This window comes from Ferrovibrio sp. (genome assembly GCF_046297595.1).
GTDB lineage: Bacteria > Pseudomonadota > Alphaproteobacteria > Ferrovibrionales > Ferrovibrionaceae > Ferrovibrio.
Genome location: NZ_JBKBHT010000010.1, coordinates 14,251 through 30,438, shown reverse-complemented (window position 1 = coordinate 30,438; position 16,188 = coordinate 14,251). Strand labels below are relative to the sequence as shown.

The following is a 16,188-nucleotide window of genomic DNA, read 5'->3' as shown; positions in this document are numbered from 1 at the left end:
GATACGCGCCACCCTTACAGCGGAATGTTGTCGTGCTTCTTCCACGGATTCTCCAGCTTCTTGTCTCGCAGCATGGCGAGCGAGCGGGCAATCCGGTAGCGCGTGTTATGCGGCATGATCACATCGTCGATGAAGCCGCGGTGGCCGGCGACGAAGGGATTGGCGAATTTCTGGCGATATTCCTCGGTGCGGGCGGCGATCTTGTCAGCATCGCCGATCTCGCTGCGGAAGATGATCTCCACCGCGCCCTTCGGGCCCATCACCGCGATCTCGGCCGAGGGCCAGGCATAGTTCACGTCGCCGCGCAGATGCTTGGACGACATCACGTCGTAAGCACCACCATAGGCCTTGCGGGTGATCACGGTCACCTTCGGCGTGGTGGCCTCGGCATAGGCGAACAGCAGCTTGGCGCCGTGCTTGATGATGCCGCCATATTCCTGCGCGGTGCCGGGCAGGAAGCCGGGCACATCGACGAAGGTGACGATCGGGATGTCGTAGCAGTCGCAGAAGCGCACGAAACGCGCGCCCTTGCGGCTTGAATCGATGTCCAGGCAACCGGCCAGCACCATCGGCTGGTTAGCGACGATGCCCACGGTCTGGCCGCCGATGCGGGCCATGCCGGTGATGATGTTCCTGGCGTAGTTCGGCTGGATCTCGAAGAAGTCGCCCTCGTCGACCACCTTCTCGATCAGTTCCTTCATGTCGTAGGGCTTGTTCGGGTTCGGCGGCACCAGGGTATCGAGCGAGGCTTCCTGGCGATTGATCGGATCCCAGCTTTCCCGAACCGGCGATTTCTCGCGGTTGTTCAGTGGCAGGAAATCGAACAGCCGGCGGGTCTGCGCTAGCGCCTCGACGTCATTCTCATAGGCATTGTCAGCCACCGAGGATTTGGTGGTATGCGTGACGGCGCCGCCGAGTTGTTCCTGCGTCACCACTTCCTGAGTCACCGTCTTCACCACATCAGGGCCGGTGACGAACATGTAGCTGCTGTCCTTCACCATGAAGATGAAGTCGGTCATCGCCGGGCTGTAGACCGCACCGCCGGCGCAGGGGCCCATGATGACGGAAATCTGCGGCACCACACCCGAGGCCAGCACGTTGCGCTGGAACACCTCGGCGTAACCGGCAAGGCTGTCGACGCCTTCCTGGATGCGCGCGCCGCCGGAATCGTTCAGGCCGATCACCGGGGCGCCGGCCTTCATTGCCATGTCCATGACCTTGCAGATCTTGCCGGCATGGCTGGCCGACAGCGATCCACCGAACACAGTAAAATCCTGGCTGAACACAAAAACCGGACGGCCGTTGATGGTGCCGTAGCCGGTTACCACGCCATCGCCCGCCACCTTCTGTTCGGCCATGCCGAAATCGGTGCAGTCATGCTCGACGAACATGTCCCACTCCTCGAAGGAGCCGGGATCGAGCAGCAGTTCCAGCCGCTCGCGCGCGGTCAGCTTGCCCTTGGCATGCTGCGCCTCGATACGCTTACTGCCGCCGCCCTCGCGGGCCTGCGCGCGTTTTTCCTCAAGCTGACGGATGATGTCCTGCATGCAACTCCCCCGTTGACCGGGCCTCCCAAGAGATATTCTCCGGGACGGAACCCGCCCGGCCAGCACATGACATGGCTGTGACAATTGCGACGGGCTGCATAGCATATCGCAGGCCGGGGCAAAATAGCCGGCGCTGCACTGCAAAAGAATCAGCGATCAGAGTATCTTATCGCGTCTGATATATCAGCCGAGATCAGTTCTGCCGTTGCGGCAGGCGCGCTTCCGAAAGGTCTGCACCGTCCAGCAGGGCGCGGCTCATATCCGCCTCGTCCAGCCAGGCCAGCCGCAGCCTGGCACCGCGCAGGTCGGCGCTGCGCAACTGGCTGCGGGTCAGGTTCGCCGGAAACGACCGATCCGCGCCCAGCACCAGCGGACGCAGGTCGGCATCCCGCAGATCGGCCCGCACCAGCATGGCGCCGGTCAGGTTGGCACCGCGAAGATCGGCGCCCGAGAGATTGCAGTCGCGCAGGTCGGCATCCTGCAGCTTAGCCCCCTGCAGCAAGGCACGCTCAAGATTCAGGCCCTGCAGGATAGCGCCATCCAGTGCGGCGCCGGTCAGCACGATGCCCGGACGCGGCCCGATCTGGCGCAGATCGAGCCGGCTGAAGTCGAACAGCCGGCCCTTGGAACCGCCGGTCTCGACCCAGAGCCTGTAGAGACGAAATGCCTCCTCGATCGGCACACCCAGTTCGGCCAGCGGTCGGCCATGCGGCTTGTCGTCCAGCACGTTGCTGGTATCGGCACCGGCCATGACGGCATTGTCGAGATTGACGCCGACCAGCACGGCACCACGCAACTGCGCGTCTTTCAGATTGGCCCCGGATAAGTCGGCCCCTGAAAGGTTGGCGCCCTCCAGCCGGGCAGCAGCGAGATTCGCGCGGGTAAGCTGGCAGTTGACCATGATGGCATCGGTGAAGTCGGTGCGGCCGGCCGTGATGCCGGTGAGATTGGCACCGGTGAGATCGGCAGCCACCAGCCGCGCACCACCCAGATCGACCGCCTCGTGATCCGGTTTGCGCAGCTGCACGCGGCCGCTCTGGTCACGTTCGGCGATCACGCCATCACGCATGTCGGCATCCTGGAGCCGCGCGCCGGTCAGGTCCGCACCGCGCAGCGAAGCGCCGCGCAGATCGGCACGGTCGAGCCGGGCGCCCTGCATCGCGGCACCGCGCAGATCGGCGCCATACAGTACGGCATTGCTCAGATTGGTGTCGGCAAGGTTAACCGACTGGAGGTTGCAGCCGGTGAAATCCGCACCGGCCAGGTCGACGCCAGCCATGGTCAGATGTGAAAGATCGCGGAACTGAAAGATCGCCCGTCGACCGCCAGGCAGGCGCTGGCGGTATTTCTCATGGTCGGCGATGGTCGCCAGCAACTCGCCATAGCCGACCTTGGGCCGCTGGCGCTGCGATAAATCGGAACCTGCCACGCCCCGGCCCCCCCCCGATGGCCGACATTGCCTCAGCGAGTTTGGATTATATCGAATCAACGATAAGTACGGTAGGAGAGGTTGCAGGCGAATTGCAGAATCCCTGCATCCATGAAGGGTGGAAACAACCTCAAGCGTTCAGTAAAGCGAGAAAACGCTGAACTGAGTCCAGATCTGCCCGTAATGCCGCCCGGCGCGCAGCCGCTTCCTCGTCCTCGCCCCAGCGTTCCGTCTGAAACAATTCATCGAGCAGCCCGAGTCGATAAGCCGTGACCGCATCAATCGCGCCTTCCAGCAGCGCCAGCCCCAGCACCACCGAGCCGGTGGCCGAGGTGGCTGCATGCAGGGCGGTCAGCCGGAAAGCATCCAGTGCTTCGCAGATGCGGTTGAGCCGAGGCCGCAGATCGGCCGGCTGCGGAATGGCGACGATGCCACTGGTGACGGCGATCTGCACGTCGTAACGCTCGCGGAACCAGTCCAGCAGCGGCTGCCATTCCTGTGCCTGGCGGGCAGCGAGTTCCGGCGGCTCCTCGGCACGATAGGCCAGCAGGTCTGTGTCGCCATAGCGCACAATCTCGCCTGCCGCATGCCCTGGAGCCTGCTGCACGCGATCGATAGCGGTCGCCGCCAGACGAGTCAGCGGCATCTCGTGCGGCTTGATCTCGCTGCCCTGGGCGGCCCATTCCGCCGCTACCGCCTCGGCCAATGCCAGCCCCGGCAGGACAAAGTCCGCCTTAGCTGGCGTTTTCAGCCGGCGGCCATCGAGCAGCACGATGACCGAGCCGTCGGGCTGCCTTTCCGTCGTAACCTGCTTGTAGAACCGCTTCATGGGGCCGGCTTATAGCCGGCCATCAGCGCCCCAGCAATCCACCCAGTCCCTTGCGCAGGTCTTCCAGCGGGTTCGGCGCCTGCCGCTGCTGCTGGGGGGTCGGCTGCGTCGAGGATTGCGGCACCTGGCGTCCCTCCGCCAGGGCCACGGCCTTGGCGCAGGCGGTCTGCGCATCGTCGCCGCCCGACCCTAGGGCCGGCGACAGCAGCGCCAGCGGCCCTAATGCTGCTATGCCCGCGGCAGTGCCGATCACGCTTTTCGCCAGGGCTGCCGGGTCGGGCGCGAAACTGGGATCGAGCAGCATGCCGCGCACGCGCACAGGCGGCAGCGCTGCGGCGAGGCCGGTGTCGCGCGAAGACGGTATGAGGCGCAGGTCGAGTTGTTCCGTGCCGAGATTCACGGTTCCGTCGCCAGTGATCGTCAGACTTCCGGTTTCCGCCAGCAATGCTTTGGGCGTCACCACACCATTCTTGATATCCAGCCCGGTCACGACACAATGCAGCTTGGTCTTGGCCGTCGCGCGATTGAGGATGCTCACGGCATCGGCCAGTCGCGGCAGCGTGGCGCGCACATATTCCTCTTTCAACTCGCCCTCGCCCACCTTGATGACAACCTTGCCATTCAGGCCAGCCATGATCTGACGCAGGCTGGCGCCCTGGCTGGTGACATCCACGGCCAGATCGGTCGCGCCGCCGCGTCGCACCACATCGGTGATATCGGCTTTCTGCAGATAATCGCTGAGCACGATGCCTTTGCCGTCCAGCTTGGCCACCAGCGTCTTGGCCTCGCCATTCAGCGTCACATCGCCGCCGAGGCTGCCGCCGGCCAACTGCTGGATGGCTGGCTTGGCCTGCAGTACGCCGTCCTTGAGCACCAGATTCAGCGCGAGGCCCTGCACGTCGAGGCTGGGGGCGATGAACCGCTCCGCCTTATAGGCGAGCACCGCATCCACCGCATTCAGACCATCCAACGGCAAGGGATCGCTGCTGAACAGGCGGCCGTCGGACTTGGCGCCGGATTTCGTCGCCGGGGACGGCGAAGCGCTGCTGGCGCCGGGCCCCGCCGACCCACCGCCGCCGTCATTCGGGATCAGCTTGGTCACATCGAGGCTTTTCGAGGCGAGGTCGAACTTCACCGACGGCCGGGCCCCGGCCAGATTGATCTCGCCGCTGCCAGCCAGGTCACTGTCGCCCAGCCTGGCCGTGATCCCAGACAGGCTGTAGCGCTGCGGCCCGGGGTCCTTCAGGTCAGCCTGCAGGCTGACCGGTACGGCCGGTGCCGCCGCTCCGAACCGGCTCGCCACGGCGGCGAGGTCGGGGATATCGGCTGCGATTTTCAGCGCCAGCCCCCTGGCCTCCATCGGCCGTGCGATACTGCCATCGATATTGGCCTTGGCGCCCGGCACGGTGATCGCAATCTTGATGGGCCAGGGCCGTGCCTGGGTCATCAGGTCGTCCAGGCTGCCCAGCGTGCCCTCGGCCTTGATTTCATTGCAATCGACCACGGCGGCCAGCCGCGTGGCCAGCAGGCCGCCCGACGCCTGTTTCACCGACAGTTCGCTGAGATTCACGTCGTTGCTGGCGCCGCTCTGGGCATCGCGGTAAGCCAGCTTCACATTCTTGAGTGATACATCCGATATGACAGGCAGCCCACTGATACCATTTACTTTAGAGTCGCTGGCCGATTGCGCCGGGGTGCTGGCAGGCGCAGGGGGTTGTGCCGACTGGAACTCCCAGTTGGCCTGTCCCTGACGGTTCTTCTCCAGCAGCAGATCGACATCAGCCAGGACCAGCCTATCGATCTTGACCTGCTGGCCGATCAGGGCAAACAGGTCGACCTGGGCGGTAAATTCCCCGACGGTGGCCATCTGCGGCCGGCTGCCCCAGGCGGCGTTGGAGAAACTCACCTGCTTCACGCTGACCCCCAGCGGCCAGAGGCTCAGCTTCATGTCCTGGGCGATGTCCAGCTTGCGGTCGGTGGCGTTTTCCACGGCAGCCACAATTTCGGGCTTGAAGCGGTTCACATCGACGGTCAGCACCGCAATGACAACAGCGGCGATCAGAACGGCCAGGATGCCCAGCCCCCATTTCAACGCGCGCATATGGCACCTCCCATCATTTTGTTCACCAGATCAGGAAGCTCATGGAAGCCATTGATTATATGTGATGCCCCGGCTTTCCAAAGCACATCCTCGTCATGATAGCCCCATGCCACGCCGATGGCCGGAACCCCCGCATTGCGGGCCATTTCGATATCGTAGGTGGTGTCTCCCACCACCACGGTGGAAACCGGCACCGCTCCGGTTTCGGCCATAGCCTGCAAAACCATATCGGGAGCGGGCTTGCCGGCTGCAACCACGTCGTTGGTCTGCAGGGTAACAAAACGACCGACGAGGTTATGGGTTGCCAGGGTGAAATCGAGACCCCGCCGTGCCTTGCCGGTAGCAATGCCCAGCAGGAAACCGGCTGTCTCGAGGCGATCCAATGTCTCGACCAAGCCTGGAAACAAGGGTTCGCAGTGATCGGGCACCAAGCGCTGGGCAATCGCCGCCTGTTTGTAGGATTCGACGACCGCCGCTAGGCTCGGTCCGCCCACCGGCAGCAGACTTTCAATGGCCGTGGCCAGAGGCAGGCCTACAGTGCGGCGAACCCGTTCGGCCTCGGGCAGAACCAAACCATGGGCGCCAAATGCGGAATGCATGGCCGCGACGATATGGTGCTGGCTGTCGACCAGAGTGCCATCGCAGTCGAAGATCACCAGTCGGGGTGGTTCAAAATCAGCGGTTGGGTTTTCCATCGTTAAAAAATCGCATGCCCGGGCAATTCCCTCAACCGCACACGTAGCCCGAAAAACCGACAAAAAAAGCCCCACTCGTCGCAGGGGCTTTCACAGGCCGTCATAGCGCTCAGTTGATGGTTTTCCGGCTATCCTTGGCTTTCCGGTCGGCCTTATTTTCGTCAGCCTTCTGCTGGTCAGCTTTCTTCTCGGCCTTCCTGGCATCGGCCTTTTTCTCGTCGGCCTTCTTTTCAGCCTTCTTCGCGTCAGCGCGAGCCTGACCGGCCTGTCCCTGAGTAGCGGGAGTTGCCGGGGTGGCGCTCGCACCCGGCTGGGCCGGGACAGCAGGCTGGGCCGGAGCCTGGGACTGCTGCGCCTGGGCGGCGCCAACGCCCAGTGACAGGACGCCGGCAAAAGCGGCGACAGCAAAGTTGGTGATGAACGGTTTCTGGCGAAGCGTCATATCGGCCTCCTTGGCATTCCGGACCCCAAGAGCTGGCAGCCCGATCATGGCGGCACGGGGATGCAATAAAGGTATTGTTGTGGCAAAACAGGGCCATGGCAAAGCGCAAGACCCCCCCCTCGTCCACCCGTCATTATCCGCAGCTCACCCAGCTCGGCCAGGCCGCAGATCAACCCGGCAGCCCGGATGAAGCGAAACTGGAAACCGTGCCCAATCCCCAGCCCGGCACGCTCTATCTGATCCGTTTCGTGCAGCCGGAGTTCACCAGCCTGTGCCCGATGACCGGCCAGCCGGATTTTGCCCATCTGGTGATCGACTACGTGCCGAACCGCAGCATCGTGGAATCCAAATCGCTGAAGCTCTTCCTCAACAGCTTCCGCAACCACGGCGCCTTTCATGAGGATTGCACCGTGAGTATCGCCAAGCGCCTGGTGCAGGCGATGAAACCGCGCTGGCTGCGCATCGGCGGCTACTGGTATCCGCGCGGCGGCATGCCCATCGATGTGTTCTACCAGACCGGCAAACCGCCAGCCGGGCTTTGGCTACCAGACCAGGGCGTCGCGTCCTATCGCGGCCGCGGCTGAATCCATGACCCGCGTCGCGCTGATCCTCATGCTGATGGCGGGCCTGATGGCCTGCAGCGGCATGGAAAACAGCGTGCGCGATCTGAATCGCAGCCTCTATCGCAGCTGGGCCGGCAGCGACAATCGCCCGAACCGCAACACTTCGGCGGAAGAGGTCACGGCAACGGCAAGCGGTGTGCCATGCTTCAACAGTGAAACCGGCCTGCTTTATACCAGTCAGACCGGCCGCTGCGCACCGGGCTATGCCGCCATTGGCATGGAACAGGCCGAGCGGCAGTTCACCACATCGCGTGCGCCGGTTGCTGGACGTGGCGCACCGGAAATCGCACCGGCGCCGTCGCGCAACGTCGCTCCGGCCAGGGCCGGATCGGTGCCGCAGAGCAATACCCCGCCATCGGGGCCAAGCGCCTATTCCGGTACGCCCTATGGCAGCAATGAGGCCCGCGTTGGCGATGGCGTCTATGCCCTGTGCTACAACGACAGTACGGGCAACGTGTTCGAGGCACCGGCCTGCCCATCCGGCAGCCGCTGGATCAATTCAGAGGAAGCCGAGCTTTTGCAACGCGCGCAGCTGGCCGAGGCCTCCTGGTGCTTCTTTCCCACCCGCAGCCTGCTCTATCGCAGCCGCACCTGCCGGCCAGGCGATCGCAACCTGACACTGGCCGAAGCAAATGCGGTCTGGGAAACCCTACCGGCCGACCGGCGCACGCGGCAGCGGCCTTCAGAAACCGGCGGACCGGTTCAGCCGGTGCCGCCCGCCGATGCCGCCCCGCGTCGCGGTGTGAACGCTACGCCGCTGCCCGCGCCGAAATAGCCGAGGCGTCGCGCACCACCACGGCAAAACGGTCGTTCAGCGCCGTCATGCTGACGCGGTGCAATTCCGTTGCCGAAACAACACCGCTGCCGGTCGGATCCGGCAGATCGCGGGTAGCGCAGGCTTCGGCCACCACGACCCCACGATAGCCGTGATCCAGCGCGCTGCGCGCCGTGGCACTGACGCACATATGGCTCTGGAAGCCGGCGATGATTAGTTCCTTGCGGCCCAGACCACGCAGCACGCTGTCCAGATCGGTATTGGCAAAGGAATTCGGCAGCCCCTTGGTCACTACCGCCTCGTTTTCCAGCGGCCGGATCGCTGAAATGAAATCTGCCTTCGGGCTTTCCGGGTTGAACAATGCTCCGCCCGGACGGCCATGATGCCGCACATGCACCACGGGAGCCCCGGCAGCCCGGGCCGCAGCCAGCAGGCGGCCGATTTCAGCCACAGCAGCATCGATGCCGGTCAGCGGCAGGCCGCCCGTAGCGGTGTATTCCACCTGGTGGTCGATCAGCAGCAGGGTCGCGTTCTGCCACAGGATCGGCTGGCCGGCGACGCCGGCCATCTCCAGCAAAGTCTTGGGACGGGTCATGATCTGGGTCCTTATGCTACCGGCCGCGCATCGGCTGCGTGGCCATGCCCTGATTTAGCGGCTGGCCGCCTCTGTGCGAATTCCGTAAGATTGCGCAATGCCTGTTCAAAAACGCACAGATGAGATCGACTGGAACGACCTGCGCTACGCCCTGGCATTGGCGCGTCATGGCAGCCTGTCGGCCACCGCCCGTGTGCTGAAGGTGAACCACGCCACGGTAGCCCGGCGTATTGCCGCATTGGAGGCCAAGCTGGGTATCCTGCTGTTCGAACGCCGGGCCCGGGGATACCGCCCCACGGCCCAAGCCCTGCCCGTTCTGCAGGCCGCCGCACAGGTGGAGGCGCCGCTGTTGCGCCTGGGCCGCATGGTCGATGCGGGGCGCGGGCAACGGGTCGAGGGCAATGTGCGCGTCACCTGCACCGAGGGCATCGCCAGCCATTGCATCGCGCCGCAACTGGCCATCCTGCGACAACGCTGGCCCGATCTGCAGATCGAAATCGCCGTCGAGCACCGCTCGCTCAGCCTCGCCCGGCGCGAGGCCGATATCGCGATCCGCTGGGCACGACCACAGAGCGGCGAGCTATATGCCAGCCGGCTCGGCAGCGTGCCTTACCGGCTATATCGCAACCCCCTTGCCGCCAACAGCACCGCCGTTGCCGCCTTCGATGAAAGCCTGGCCGATTTGCCGGAAACGAAGTGGCTGACGAAACAGAAGGCCCTAGACCCGGTGATCCGCAGCAACAGCATGCTGCCGCTGCTGTCCGCCGCCCGGGCCGGCGCCTGCGGCATCCTGCTGCCGGAATTCATCGGCCGGCAATTCACCGACCTTGCCGCCGAACCCGGACGGCCGCCTGTAACGCGCGAATTATGGCTGGTGCTGCATCGCGACCTGCGTAAGACGCCACGGGTGCGGGTCGTAGCGGATTTCCTGGGCACTGCGGTCCGCGCGCTGCTTCGCCAGCCGGCCTAGTGCAGGCCGTCTTTCTGTAGTGATCGGCGAAAGCGCCGCAGTCCCCACCAGACCACACCCGCCACGATGGGGATGGCGATGCCGATGGAGATTTCCTTGTTCACTGGCAGTCCCATGGCATGCAGCGCCTGGGCGCCATAACCGACCAGCCCGACGAAATAATAGGTGATCGCGGCAACCGACAGCCCCTCAACGGTTTCCTGCAGACGCAGTTGCATGTGCGAGCGCCGGTTCATCGCATCGAGCAACTCGACATTCTGCCGCTCCAACGAAACGTCGACACGGGTGCGCAGCAGATTGGCCATGCGGGTGGCACGGCGCGACAGGCCCTCGATGCGTTCGGCCATGGTGATGCAGGTCCGCATGGCCGGCGACAGGCGGCGCTCCATGAACTCACCGATGGTCGGCAACCCTTCGATGCGGGCCTCGCGCAACTCGGCGATGCGGCGCTCGACCAGGGCATGATAGGCTCGTGCGGCACCGAAGCGATACGGTGTCTCCACCGCCAGCGTTTCGACCTCGGCAGCTAGGCCGGCGATCTCGCGCAGCAGCGTCTGTTCGCTTTCATGGGCGACGTCGACCATGCGTCCGGCCAAGGCGGCCAGGCCATGTTCAAGCTGGGTGATGCGCGGCGCCACCTGCTGGGCCAGCGGCAGGGCCAGCAGGGCCATCATGCGATAGGTCTCGATTTCCAGCAGGCGCATCACTGCGCGACCGCGCTGGGCATCGCTCAGGCCACGATCATGCACCAGGAAGCGCACGGTATCGTCGGCACCGAGGAAGAAGTCCGTCCAGACCGTAGCGTGGTTGCTGGCAATGTGGCTGGCCACCAGGGTCGGGCCATCGAACAGGCGTTGCAGCAGCGCTTCGTCCGGTTCGGGTTCATGAGATGCCAGCAGAGTCACATCGGCGCTGACCATGAGCTTGCCGGGCAGCGTATCCAGCCAGCCCGGCGGCAGCGGCAGGGCCACAGCCCTGTCATCCAGCGCGGCACCGGCCTGGCGGCGCAGGTAAAGGGTGTAGGTCGAGAACTCGGTGCGTTTTTCCCAGATCAGGTGGGCATCGGCACTGAGCGGGATTGCCACATGCTTCGCGCCGCGCGACGGCTCGTCCTGCCCGGCATGCCGGCACAACGCGACCAGTTGCTCGTGCTCGGCAGTCCCCTCGCCGGCATCGAGCAGAAGGCCGAGATGCAGAACCCGCGCCGGCGCGGCCAGCGGCAGTGGCGGCCGTGCATGGACCTCTCCGGCCAGCGCGGGCCGCAGAGGATGGGCCCGGTTGCGCAGGCCCTCGGGCAACAATGGCCCTATTCCAGCCATTCATCCGCCTCTTTGTCGATCTCAAGCCCCAGGAAATCCCAGGTCGCCTGCATATGCTGCGGCAGCGGCGCACGCACCTGCAGGAAGCCGCCATCGGGATGCGGCAGCCGGATGGCGCGCGCATGCAGATGCAGCTTGCGGCTGACGCCACCGGTCAGATAGGCCTCGGCGCCACCGTATTTGCCATCGCCGACGATCGGCGTACCCATGGCTGCGGCATGGACGCGGAGCTGGTGTGTACGGCCGGTCAGAGGCGCCATCGCCAGCCATGCGGCCCGTCGGCCGGCTGTATCGACGGTGCGATAGAGCGTGACTGCGTTCTTGCCGTCATCTTCGTCAGCCACCATGCGTTCGCCGGCGGCACCGGGCAGCTTCGACAGCGCGAGCTGGATTTTGCCCTGGCGATGCTCGGGTACACCCATCACCAGCGCCCAGTAGAGCTTATGCGCTTCCCGCGTCTTGAGTGCATTGGCCAGTTTCGCCGCCGCCGATGCCGTGCGCGCCAGCAGCAACACGCCGGACGTGTCCTTGTCGAGGCGATGCACCAGGCGCGGACGCTCGGCCGCGCCGAATTTCAGATATCCCAGCAGGCCGTCCAGATGCTCGCTCTGCCCGGTGCCGCCCTGGGTGGCAAGGCCAGGCGGCTTGTTGATCACAAGCACGGAATCATCGCGGTGCAGGATGGCGGCTTCCAGTTCGGCGATGCGTTCCGGGCTGGCCTTGGCCGGCCTGGGTTCACGCGGCTTATCGTCATCCTTGGGCGGTTCGCCCAGCGGCGGAATCCGGATCGCCTGCCCGGCCTCCAGCCGCGTGGATGCCTTGGCGCGGCCGCCATCGACCCTGACCTGCCCCGTGCGCAGTAGCTTTTCCAGCTTGGCATGGCCAAGCCATGGATAATGACGCTTGAACCAGCGGTCGAGGCGAAGATCTGCCTCGCCGTCGCTGACGGTGCGGGTGGAAACCTGGGACATGGTGCTACTCGAAAAGAGGAAAAATCAGGAAACGAAATACTTACCGCCACACGCGGCGCACGCGGTCAAGCTCTTTAGGCTCTTCTGGCGCCGCTTCGAGGGGCTGCGCGGCACGCTCGCGGGCTTTCTGGGCCTGACGGTCGATCCATTCCTGCCGCATCTGCTCGTGGCCTTCCAGCGACTGCACCTCAAGTTCACAATCCTGCGCCACCTGGAAGATGATCTGGCGGGTGACATTCTGGAACTGTGCGAGCTTGCGATAGAAGCAATCCTCGCGGCTTGGGATGTTGCCTGGCGTATAGAACGGCTTCTCGCGGCCGGGTCCGATCATATAGGTGTAGAGGCCCGCCACAATCAGAAGGGCGAGAGCCAGTCCACCAAGGATGCTGAACCGCTGCAGCACAGAAAACCGCTCCACCAAGCTTTCGCGTCGAGATGCCATTATTTTTACATTATATAGGAATTAGCGCGGCGGCACAGCAGGGGCGGCTTGGTTAACGTTTATATTGGCGGATTTCCGCCTATTTATCATCAGCCTGACGCTTAGCGCGCAGCTTCTGCCAGTAATCGAGCCGCTTCAGAATCTCGCGCTCGAAGCCGCGTTCGACCGGACGGTAGAAAGCCTGGCGCTCCATCCCTTCAGGGAAGTAGTTCTGGCCCGAGAAGCCTCCCTCGGCGTCGTGGTCATAGGCGTAACCGCTGCTGAAGCCAAGTTCCTTCATCATCTTGGTCGGCGCGTTCAGGATATGCATCGGCGGCATCAGCGAGCCATGTTCGCGAGCAGCGCGCTTTGCCCTGCTTTCGGCCTTGTAGGCGGCATTGGATTTCGGCGCAGTCGCCAGGTAGATCACCGCCTGCACCAGGCCGAGTTCACCTTCCGGCGAACCGAGGAAATCATACATCTCCTTGGCCGCCAGCGCCTGCAGCAGGGCATTCGGGTCGGCCATCCCCACATCCTCTGCCGCGAAACGCACGATGCGGCGGCAGATGTATAACGGGTCTTCCCCGCCGACCAGCATGCGCGCCATCCAGTACAGCGCGGCATCGACATCGGATCCGCGCATGGATTTGTGCAGGGCGGAGATCAGGTTGTAATGCTCGTCCTGGGTCTTGTCGTAAAGCGGCGCCCGCTTCTGCAGGGTCTCGGCCAGCCGCTCGGGATCCAGCGGAACAGTCCCGGCCGGCAGGGTGTAAATCTGCTCGGCCATGTTGAGCAGATAGCGGCCATCGCCATCGGCCATGGCGCGCAGGGCAGCGCGGGCATCCTGATCAAGCGGCAATGCCCGGTTCTCGATCGCTTCCGCCCGCTGCAGCAATGCCTCAAGGGCCGCATCGTCCAGGCGGTGCAACACCACGACGGAGGCGCGCGACAGCAGCGCGGAATTCAGTGCGAAGCTCGGGTTCTCCGTGGTCGCGCCAACCAGCACCACGGTGCCGTCCTCGACATAAGGCAGGAAGCCGTCCTGTTGCGCCCGGTTGAAGCGGTGGATTTCATCCACGAACAGCAGTGTCGTCTGCCCCGTGGCGCGGCGCTTGCGCGCCTCGTCGAACACCTTGCGCAGGTCGGCCACACCGGAGAACACCGCCGAAAGCGGCGCGAAGACCAGGCCGGTGGCGTCAGCCAGCAGGCGGGCAATCGAGGTCTTGCCGGTGCCCGGCGGCCCCCAGAGGATCAGGCTGGCCAGTTTCTTGGCCTGCACCATGCGGGCCAATGGTCCCTCGCCTTTCAGCAGATGATCCTGACCGATGATCTCATCCAGGCTTTTCGGCCGCAACCTATCGGCAAGCGGGCCGGCCGGCACCGTTTCCAGGCCGGCGGCTGCGAAAAGATTGTCGCCGCCGGCGCTCATGCCCGCACGCTGAACGTCAGCAGCTGCTTGCCGCGCTTCAGCACCACGGTCCACTGATCTGTGCCGCGCAACTGGCTTTGTAGACTACGCACATCCGCAATATCACGGTTGTTGATCTTGACCACCACATCGCCGGGCCTCACCCGCAGGCGATAGGCAGTGGAACCCTGGGCCACATTCATGACGATGACGCCTTGCTCCAGCGTATCAAAACCAAGTTCAACGGCCAGCGCCGGCGAGAGGTTGGCAACCGTGGCACCGGCCAAGGGCTGGTTGCCCGAAAGCTGGGTAATGTCGCGCGGCGGTGTTTCCGGCGCTTCGACCATGTTCATTTGCAAAGCCACGCGCTGGCCACGGCGCAGTACATCAAGCGTTGCAACCTCGCCCAGCTTGCGCGTGGAGATGCGGAATTTCAGGGCCTGCGGATCACTCACGGGTCGGCCGTCGACCGCCAGTACCACGTCGCCGGTACGCAATCCGCCACGGTCGGCCGGGCCGCCGCGATAGACTTCACCGATCAGCACACCATCCGGCCGCGCCATGCCGAGACCGGCAGCGATTTCCGATGTCACCGGTTCGCCACTGGCGCCAAGCCACGGCCGCTTGATCCCCTTCCCAGCCAGCGCGCTCGATACAGTGGAGGCAACCAGGTTGGCGGGGATTGCGAAACCAATGCCGATCGAACCGCCGGAGCGCGAATAGATCGCGGTGTTCACGCCGGCAAGCTTGCCATCCATAGTCACCAGCGCGCCGCCGGAATTGCCCGGATTGATCGCGGCATCAGTCTGGATAAAGGACTGCGCATCGGCATCGCCGATGCCCGTGCGGCCAAGAGCCGAGACTATGCCCTGGGTCACGGTCTGTCCGACGCCGAAGGGGTTGCCAATCGCGACCACGAGATCGCCGACCTGCAGTTCATCGGAATCCCTGAACTCAAGGAAAGGCAGGTTTTCGCCGCGCGTATCGATCCGCAGCACCGCTAGGTCGACGCGCGGATCGGCAGCGATCACCCGGGCCTCGAATTCCCGTCGGTCAGCGAGTGCCACCACGATTTCGGTGGCGCCCTCGATCACATGGTTGTTGGTGACGATTACGCCATCGGCCTCGACGATCACGCCGGACCCCAACGACTGGGCGATGCGTTCGCGCGGCTCGCCGAACGGCATCTGGTTGCCGAAGAAATGCCGGAAGAACGGATCGTCGAACAGCGGCGGCCGCTGCACTTTCTCGACCCGGCGGGTGTAGACGTTCACCACGGCCGGCGCGGCCCGCTGCACCAGGGGGGCAAAGCTGAGCTGGATTTCGCTGCGGCTGGCTGGCAGGCGCGCCTGCGCCGAAGCCATGGCCGGGGCCAAGGCAGGCAGCAACAGGGCCAGCATGCTGGCGATGGCCAGGAATATGCGGTGGGGGAAAGGCTGTCGGGACATGCTTTTTAATAAGGATGTTTCCGAAAGGTTTTCAATGGGCGGGGCCGCTTTAAGACCCCATTCACCATCCGGCTGGATTAATGACAGCATGATGGGTAGACCAACCGGCCTTTCCGAGCTTAACCAGCCGCTTCTGCTGCAGCTATACGCCTACTGGGATGGCAGGCGCGCGGAAAGGCGTTTTCCAGTGCGGGAGGATATCGACCCGCTCGACCTGAAATTCATCCTTGGCAGCCTTATCCTGATCGATATCGAACCCGAGCCACTGCGTTTCCGCTATCGTCTGTTCGGCAGCGAGATCGCCCGCCGGCAAGGTTTCGACATGACCGGGAAATACAACGACCAGCATCCCTGGCCGGAATTCGCCGCCCGTGTCCGCGACGTCTACAGGGGCGTGATGGAGAATGGCGAGCCGGCCCTGATCCGCCGACGCGGCCTGGTCGGCGACCAGCCGATGGATCATCAATCCCTGATCCTGCCACTGGGGCGGGACAAGGTGGAAATGATCCTGGTCGGCGTGATCTTCTCGCCCACAGACAAGGCCGAACTGACAGAATATCCCGACTGACCAAACCTAGTCTTAAAAGCAAAACGGCGGCCCGGAAAACCGGACCG

At 64.2% G+C, this 16,188-nt stretch carries 16 protein-coding genes; 4 read left to right on the top strand and 12 right to left on the bottom strand.

The features are described 5' to 3' along the window. Positions 1-14: 14 nt before the first annotated feature. The 6 genes from ACK4FJ_RS19310 to ACK4FJ_RS19285 form a co-directional block, all read right to left on the bottom strand. Positions 15-1,547 carry an acyl-CoA carboxylase subunit beta gene (locus tag ACK4FJ_RS19310; RefSeq protein WP_409768358.1) on the bottom strand — a complete coding sequence of 511 codons (1,533 nt, stop codon included), beginning with the start codon at positions 1,545-1,547 and terminating at the stop codon, positions 15-17. A 193-nt stretch (positions 1,548-1,740) separates the two neighbouring features. Then, a complete protein-coding gene (locus ACK4FJ_RS19305) occupies positions 1,741-2,976 on the bottom strand; it encodes a pentapeptide repeat-containing protein (RefSeq protein ID WP_409768357.1) in 1,236 nt (411 codons plus the stop codon). 130 nt (positions 2,977-3,106) lie between these two features. Beyond that, positions 3,107-3,805, bottom strand: a complete 699-nt coding sequence (locus ACK4FJ_RS19300) for an ATP12 family chaperone protein (RefSeq protein WP_409768356.1) — start codon at positions 3,803-3,805, stop codon at positions 3,107-3,109. 22 nt (positions 3,806-3,827) lie between these two features. After that, entirely contained in the window at positions 3,828-5,906 is a 2,079-nt protein-coding gene (locus tag ACK4FJ_RS19295; protein WP_409768355.1) for an AsmA family protein, read from the bottom strand. Next, the gene (locus ACK4FJ_RS19290) at positions 5,894-6,601 is read right to left on the bottom strand and encodes an HAD-IA family hydrolase (RefSeq protein ID WP_409768354.1); all 708 of its coding nucleotides are present in this window, start codon (positions 6,599-6,601) and stop codon (positions 5,894-5,896) included. The genes ACK4FJ_RS19295 and ACK4FJ_RS19290 overlap by 13 nt, the downstream gene beginning before the upstream one ends. A gap of 109 nt (positions 6,602-6,710) precedes the next feature. Then, positions 6,711-7,043 carry a hypothetical protein gene (locus tag ACK4FJ_RS19285; protein WP_409768353.1) on the bottom strand — a complete coding sequence of 111 codons (333 nt, stop codon included), beginning with the start codon at positions 7,041-7,043 and terminating at the stop codon, positions 6,711-6,713. Between the two features lie 95 nt (positions 7,044-7,138). Here ACK4FJ_RS19285 and queF point away from each other — a divergent pair, with 95 nt between their 5' ends. Together queF and ACK4FJ_RS19275 are read left to right on the top strand one after the other, a co-directional pair. Further along, positions 7,139-7,627: a preQ(1) synthase gene (gene queF / locus ACK4FJ_RS19280; protein WP_409768352.1), complete on the top strand. Its 489-nt coding sequence runs from the start codon at positions 7,139-7,141 to the stop codon at positions 7,625-7,627. A gap of 4 nt (positions 7,628-7,631) precedes the next feature. Beyond that, complete coding sequence (locus ACK4FJ_RS19275) at positions 7,632-8,441, top strand: hypothetical protein (RefSeq protein WP_409768351.1); 810 nt, start codon at positions 7,632-7,634, stop codon at positions 8,439-8,441. Here the strand turns inward: ACK4FJ_RS19275 and ACK4FJ_RS19270 are convergent. Next, positions 8,416-9,036 (bottom strand): cysteine hydrolase family protein, encoded by a 621-nt coding sequence (locus tag ACK4FJ_RS19270; protein WP_409768350.1) that lies wholly within the window; start codon positions 9,034-9,036, stop codon positions 8,416-8,418. The two genes, ACK4FJ_RS19275 and ACK4FJ_RS19270, sit on opposite strands and share 26 nt — an antisense overlap. Positions 9,037-9,133: 97 nt before the next feature. Here ACK4FJ_RS19270 and ACK4FJ_RS19265 point away from each other — a divergent pair, with 97 nt between their 5' ends. After that, positions 9,134-10,006: a LysR family transcriptional regulator gene (locus ACK4FJ_RS19265; RefSeq protein WP_409768349.1), complete on the top strand. Its 873-nt coding sequence runs from the start codon at positions 9,134-9,136 to the stop codon at positions 10,004-10,006. On the opposite strand, the gene ACK4FJ_RS19260 is transcribed toward ACK4FJ_RS19265, so the two are convergent. From ACK4FJ_RS19260 to ACK4FJ_RS19240, 5 genes are all read right to left on the bottom strand, one after another. Further along, the gene (locus ACK4FJ_RS19260) at positions 10,003-11,325 is read right to left on the bottom strand and encodes a DUF3422 family protein (RefSeq protein ID WP_409768348.1); all 1,323 of its coding nucleotides are present in this window, start codon (positions 11,323-11,325) and stop codon (positions 10,003-10,005) included. The two genes, ACK4FJ_RS19265 and ACK4FJ_RS19260, sit on opposite strands and share 4 nt — an antisense overlap. Continuing rightward, positions 11,313-12,296 (bottom strand): RluA family pseudouridine synthase, encoded by a 984-nt coding sequence (locus tag ACK4FJ_RS19255; RefSeq protein WP_409768347.1) that lies wholly within the window; start codon positions 12,294-12,296, stop codon positions 11,313-11,315. The genes ACK4FJ_RS19260 and ACK4FJ_RS19255 overlap by 13 nt, the downstream gene beginning before the upstream one ends. A 40-nt stretch (positions 12,297-12,336) precedes the next feature. Then, entirely contained in the window at positions 12,337-12,738 is a 402-nt protein-coding gene (locus ACK4FJ_RS19250; protein ID WP_409768346.1) for a hypothetical protein, read from the bottom strand. Between the two features lie 79 nt (positions 12,739-12,817). Continuing rightward, positions 12,818-14,146 carry a replication-associated recombination protein A gene (locus tag ACK4FJ_RS19245; protein ID WP_409768345.1) on the bottom strand — a complete coding sequence of 443 codons (1,329 nt, stop codon included), beginning with the start codon at positions 14,144-14,146 and terminating at the stop codon, positions 12,818-12,820. Next, complete coding sequence (locus ACK4FJ_RS19240; RefSeq protein WP_409768344.1) at positions 14,143-15,573, bottom strand: DegQ family serine endoprotease; 1,431 nt, start codon at positions 15,571-15,573, stop codon at positions 14,143-14,145. The genes ACK4FJ_RS19245 and ACK4FJ_RS19240 overlap by 4 nt, the downstream gene beginning before the upstream one ends. Here ACK4FJ_RS19240 and ACK4FJ_RS19235 point away from each other — a divergent pair. Further along, positions 15,488-16,141 carry a PAS domain-containing protein gene (locus ACK4FJ_RS19235; protein WP_409768343.1) on the top strand — a complete coding sequence of 218 codons (654 nt, stop codon included), beginning with the start codon at positions 15,488-15,490 and terminating at the stop codon, positions 16,139-16,141. The two genes, ACK4FJ_RS19240 and ACK4FJ_RS19235, sit on opposite strands and share 86 nt — an antisense overlap. The last annotated feature ends 47 nt before the right edge of the window (positions 16,142-16,188 follow it).